The organism is Paenibacillus sp. 01L418, assembly GCF_056400045.1.
The window spans coordinates 1-5,641 of record NZ_JBFTSN010000413.1 but is presented as its reverse complement, the minus strand read 5'-3'; the positions used below and the strand labels follow the sequence as shown (position 1 = coordinate 5,641).

The window sequence follows — 5,641 nt, the reverse complement described above, 5'->3', positions numbered from 1 at the left end:
GCTCATATCCTTCCATAGCCTTTAATAGTGCTTTCATTCGTGTATCCAGAATCCGAGCGTCCAGCATGCCTGGTTCCGCTCTGACCTCTTCATATTTGATGATATCCCCTTTTCCAAGAAACATCTTGCCTTCAACAGCTTCTATCGCTTGTCGGTAGGATACTTGCAGCTTTTCTATCGAATGAACTGCTTCACCGAGGCCGGTTGTTATCGATACCGTTAGATGCTGCGAAAGCGCATTGCATAACGTTTTGACGGTTTGACCAATAGCTTTGTCTTCCAGCAATATAGCAATGCGTTGAGATGACAGCTTGCAGTATGGCAGCATGCCTATCTTTTGAATCGTTTCATGTACAATTTGAAGAGAGTTGCGCGACCATTCTCTCTGTGAAGATGCGTTCTCGGTTTGTCTCAACGACTGATTATCCAGTTCCATAATCGCAACACGGATAGGCCAGTTCAATTGATCGAAGCCATAGTGTAAAATCAGCTTGGACATGGAAACGCCCTCCGTTGTTTCCAATCCTTCCAACACATGAATCAAAAAGTCGCTTTTGGCAATCGGAATCATTTGTTGATAGGCTTCTTCCACTTCACGCTGCTTGTTCTCCTCATCAAGATCCTGCTTCACCTTTAACAAAGACGACACCAATTCATTGTCATCCATTGGCTTTAGTACATAATTGTAAGCCTTTAAAGATAACGCCTGCTGTACGTAGCTGAACTCCTGATAGCCGCTAACGAATATAATACGCATATTAGGTTTGCGTTCGAGTGCAATTCGGGCAAGCTCAAGTCCTGACATATAAGGCATATTAACATCGCTGACTAATATATCGATGGGCTGCTCATCTATTATTTCGCATGCTGATAATGCATTATTTACGCTGCCCTTCACTTCCATTCCAAGCTCAGACCAAGGAATAAACCGTTTCATTCCTTCCAGATCGAGTTCTTCGTCATCGACTAACAATACCTTATACATAAGAGCAGCTCCTTCAAGTTAACAAATTTACGTTACTCTTGATTTAATACTTTTAAGTTTTCTTGCCACTTCGACGTAATAAAATCTAAATATTCTTGAAAACCTGATTCCATCGAATCCTTATGCGCTAAATCCAATATCTCTAATACCTCTTCATCCGTTTGCCCGTACATCGCATATGAGCGCGCGCTTAACCATATTTCTTTCACCCGCGCAAAGATTCTGCCTTCGTCAGAATTTGGTGTCGGTTGCAAATTGATAAACGGTGTTGCATCCCCCTGAGATTCCCAAGTTACCTTTTGCTGCCAATATGTAGACCAGTTTCGCTTGTCCTCAGGCAATGTTTTTTCATAATCGCTTTTGGTTTGATCGAGATATACCGTGTTGCCAACCCAAATCAACTCGCCAGAGATTGCTTGTATTTCACTCAGCCCATCCGGGTCTGATGTGTATTTGCTCGTAAATTTTGGCGTTATTCCATCTTCTTTGAAGCCATCCCAGTACCCGTTTGGCCCCGGCGGGCCCCACATCTGAACAGCAGAACCTTCCGGCCCTGTCATCCAATCCAGCATAGCGAATATCGCTTCTGGATTTTTTGCGCTTGTCGTTATTGTAGAGACATTCCAGCCAAGCACATTGTATGTGCCAGGATAAATCTTATTCGGATCCAATCCTTCCTTATAAATAGGATCGATAAAGATATAACCATCCTCCGGATTTTTCCTTACAAGCTCTGCATTAGCCAACATCACTTGACGCATAGGGTCCGCACTGGCATAAACCGCCACTTTACCGCTCATAAGCTTCTCACTTACCTGATCATCCGTTTGGGTCCAAGCATCCGAGGTAATCAATCCTTCACGCACAAGCTTTGCTACAAATAATGCCGACTCGCGAAATCCTTCATCTTTATAGATCGATGTCATCTTATCTCCACTCGTTACAGCGTAGTAGCGAGTAAAGCTATAATTATTTTCCTTGAAAGCGGAAAATAATTGATCAATTCCTTGCCCCTCACTGGCAATTCCTGTTTCAAAAGGTACGACGTCAGGATAGTTGGCTTTTACTTTATTGAGGTAATCATAAAGCTCATTTGTCGTAGATAGCTTAGGGGAACCTAATTCCCGATATATTCGTTTATTAACGACATAACCTGCGTTGCCGTACGGTTTATTAGTGTAATAATTTGGAAAATAATAAATATGTCCATCTGGTGCTCGAAGCAAATCTAAAATTTTAGTGCCTGCCCATTTTTTTAAATTTGGATATTTATCTATATAGTTATCGAGCGGTACGAGTAAGCCCGCTTCACGCAAACGTTCCAGATCATAACCGCGATCACCCCAAATGATATCCGGCAGCTGCTTGCTGGCAATCATCTTTCGAAGCTTCTGCTTTCCGTTTCCTTCTACGTCGATTCCTTTGATGTGAATATTAAGATTATCCTTAATCCACTTCGAAGAGGGATCTGCGCCCCACTGCGGCATCGAATAATAACTGTAGTGACCATAAAAAGAAATATCAAGCCTTTCTTTGCCTAGTTCATAGAGCTGATCGGGAGGTAGATTTATTTGTATTTCTTCCGTTGTTCCCTCATCAGTTATTGGAACTGGTTTACTGTCTACTCCACTGCAGGCGACAAGCATACTAACAATGAAATAGACCAACATGAACCGCAGGAACCTCTCTTTCTTCGCGTACACTGACCAAGCACCCCTTATATGAGCAGCATTTTTTGAAAAATCTCCCTTTAATAATATCAAAATAAATGCAAGCTATATATATAAAAGTTAAGTATAACCAAAAATACAGAGATATCCCAAGTGATCCAAATGGATCCCTTGGGATGATCTCTTTCACTATTAAACCTTATTATTCTCCAAGAATAGTTCTGTTAGCATGCCATCTTTCAGTACGCCATTCTAGAAGCTCTTTGTATTTATACGAATTAGCTTTCTTCTCAGCTGCATCTAGAATACGATCAACATCTGCATCACTCTTAGCTGTAGTTGATTCTGCTAGAGTCTCAAGAGTAAGATCAACAATTTGTTGTCTGGTATCACCGTATGGAGAATCCGGCTCAATATTAATGTTGGTAAGCGCTGTTGTATCATTAGATGACGGCCAAGTAATATCTCTCTGCCAACGTGCTGCCCAGTTTTGTTTTTCTAATGGCAGTGAATTAACGTATTTCAATTTTGCTGGGTCGATATACGATACGTTTCCTACGATGTGAACAACATCGTTTGCAGCCTGAATTGCTGTTACTTCCTCTTCATTGTAGTTTTCAGTAAAGATTGGTTGTTCATTTTCATCGAAACCTTTCCAGTTGCCGCCCTCAGGTCCGAAGAATGAGATTGTCATACCTTCAGGTCCTGTCATCCAATCAAGTGCTGCGAAGATTTTTTCTGGATCTTTTGCATGTTTAGTAATCGTCACAACGTTCCAACCAAGTGCATCGTAACCACCTGCAAAGATTTTGTTCTTATCAAGTCCAGCTTTGCGAACAGGCCAAATCATGAAATAACCAGCATTTGGATCTGCCTTTCTAAGCTCAGAATCTCCACGTGAAGCAAACGTAGTAACGCCTGATCCTGCATAAACAGCTACTTTACCAGTTACGATTTTTTCCGCAACGACATCTCTTGTTTGTGTCCACCAATCTTGTGCGATTAGCTTCTCACGGTACAATTTTGCAAGGTATTTTTGAGACTCACGGAAAGAAGGATCTGTAAAGAATGAAACGAGCTTATCCTCTTTGATTACGCCTTGTACATCGCTGCTCAATGATTTGTAGAGGTTGTTTTCACCAAATCCTGCGTAAACAACGCCTTGTCCTTGAATTTCAGAACCACGATCCAGTTCCAATGGAATCATATCAGTGTATTTCTCTTTTACTAATTTTAGGTATGCGTACAAATCATCAAATGTTTCAAGTGCTGGCGATCCAAGCTCAGCATACACTTTTTTGTTCACTACATAACCAGCTGTACTAGTTGGTTTATCTGTGTACCAGTTAGGGAATTTGTACAGCTTGCCATCCGCGGAACGAAGAAGTTCCATGGACTTAGGATTAAGATATTTCTTCAAATTCGGATACTTATCAAGATAAGGATCAAGCGCTACGAGCTGATCATTTGCAATAAGTCTTTCAATATCCGGATTGTAACGATCACCATAAATAACATCTGGCATTTGACTAGAGTCAGCCATAAAGGTCTGCATCAGCTGTGCAGAGTTCCCTTTTGCGTGAATCGGTTTGATCGTTACTTGTTTATTTTCTTTCAGGTATTTCCAAAAAGGGTTTGCATCCATGGTGTCAGGAAAATCTTGCCAGCTGTAGTGCGTATAAGCTGAGAATTCAATCGGGCTAGAACCAAATACCCATGCTTGATCTGCTGGAGCGTCTGTAGCCTCACTCCCTTTATTTGTGTTCGTTGCTGAATCTGTTGCTGCTGGTTTTGGATCATTGCCCCCCGAATTGCTGCATCCTGCAAGTACAGTTACCAGTAGAAACACCGCAGAGACTACCATTAACAGCGGCTTTTTCATTTTCTTCATGCTGATTTTACCCCTCTCATGATTAATATATATGTCCAAAGCGACATTCGCCTTAAACCGCTGGTCAACAAGCTATTCTTTTAGAGATCCAACCATAACACCCTTCATAAAAAATCTTTGAAGAAAAGGATATACAGCGATAATGGGAAGAGACACAATCATAATCATTGCACTAATAAGAGATTTGGAGGTAAGGGCTTTCGATGCCATTTTCTCACTAGCAATACTGTCATTTCCGATCGCATCCGTTAGAACATTAGAGTTCAATACTTTCCGCAATATCGTTTGAATAGGCAGCAAATCTTGATTAGAAACATAGATCGATGGCGCAAACCAATCATTCCAATGGGCAATGGCTGTAAACAAACCAAGTGTGGCGATTACTGGCATAGACAGCGGGAGCGCCATTTTGAAAAATATTCCCCAGTTGCTGCAGCCGTCAATTTGAGCCGACTCTTCTAATCCCACTGGCAAGCTTTTGAAGAAGGTTCGGAATACGATCATGTTCCATACACTGATTAGACCGGGAATAATGTAAACAAGGAAACTGTTCATCAAACCGAGTGATTTAATCAATAGAAAAGTTGGAATCAACCCTCCGCCGAAGTACATCGTAAAGATGAAATAAAAGGAATAATAGCCACGACCCATTAAATAGTTTTTGGACATGCCATACGCGAGCAATGCTGTCAAAAATGTTGCTGATATGGTTCCAATGATCGTTCGGCTAAAGGAAATGTAAAATGCATTTAAAATTTTGTCATCTTGAAAAACAATTTCATAATTTGCAAATGTAAACATCCTTGGCCAAAATGTAATGCCGCCTTTGGCTGTATCTGTTCCTTCATTCAACGATACAACGAGTGTATTCCAGAACGGATACAATGCGGAGAAAGCTAACAAAATGAGGAATACATATATGCATACAACCATAGCTCGGTCGTTATAGCTCAAACGCTTGAAAGTCAATTGATTTCGCCCCCAGTTATGAAGTAATGTTCTACCATAAGCCGTTGCCGGACCTACGGGCTAGGTAGTTAGCCGCCGTCAAGAGCAATACGCTGATCACTGCTCTAAATAAACCAACTGCAACAC

The 5,641-nt window shown here is 41.3% G+C and carries 4 protein-coding genes; all 4 read right to left on the bottom strand.

What is annotated here, in order from left to right; translation table 11 throughout:
* A partial coding sequence (locus AC1DSE_RS29120) for a response regulator (protein WP_477528618.1) occupies nucleotides 1–985 on the bottom strand: 985 nt, incomplete at its 3' end.
* 32 nt (nucleotides 986–1,017) lie between these two features.
* Nucleotides 1,018–2,655, bottom strand: coding sequence for an extracellular solute-binding protein (locus tag AC1DSE_RS29115; RefSeq protein ID WP_441885407.1), 1,638 nt, complete (start codon nucleotides 2,653–2,655; stop codon nucleotides 1,018–1,020).
* Nucleotides 2,656–2,857: 202 nt separating this feature from the next.
* Nucleotides 2,858–4,546, bottom strand: coding sequence for a type 2 periplasmic-binding domain-containing protein (locus AC1DSE_RS29110; protein WP_441885361.1), 1,689 nt, complete (start codon nucleotides 4,544–4,546; stop codon nucleotides 2,858–2,860).
* A 72-nt stretch (nucleotides 4,547–4,618) separates the two neighbouring features.
* Nucleotides 4,619–5,479 (bottom strand): carbohydrate ABC transporter permease, encoded by an 861-nt coding sequence (locus AC1DSE_RS29105; protein ID WP_076270966.1) that lies wholly within the window; start codon nucleotides 5,477–5,479, stop codon nucleotides 4,619–4,621.
* Nucleotides 5,480–5,641: the final 162 nt, after the last annotated feature.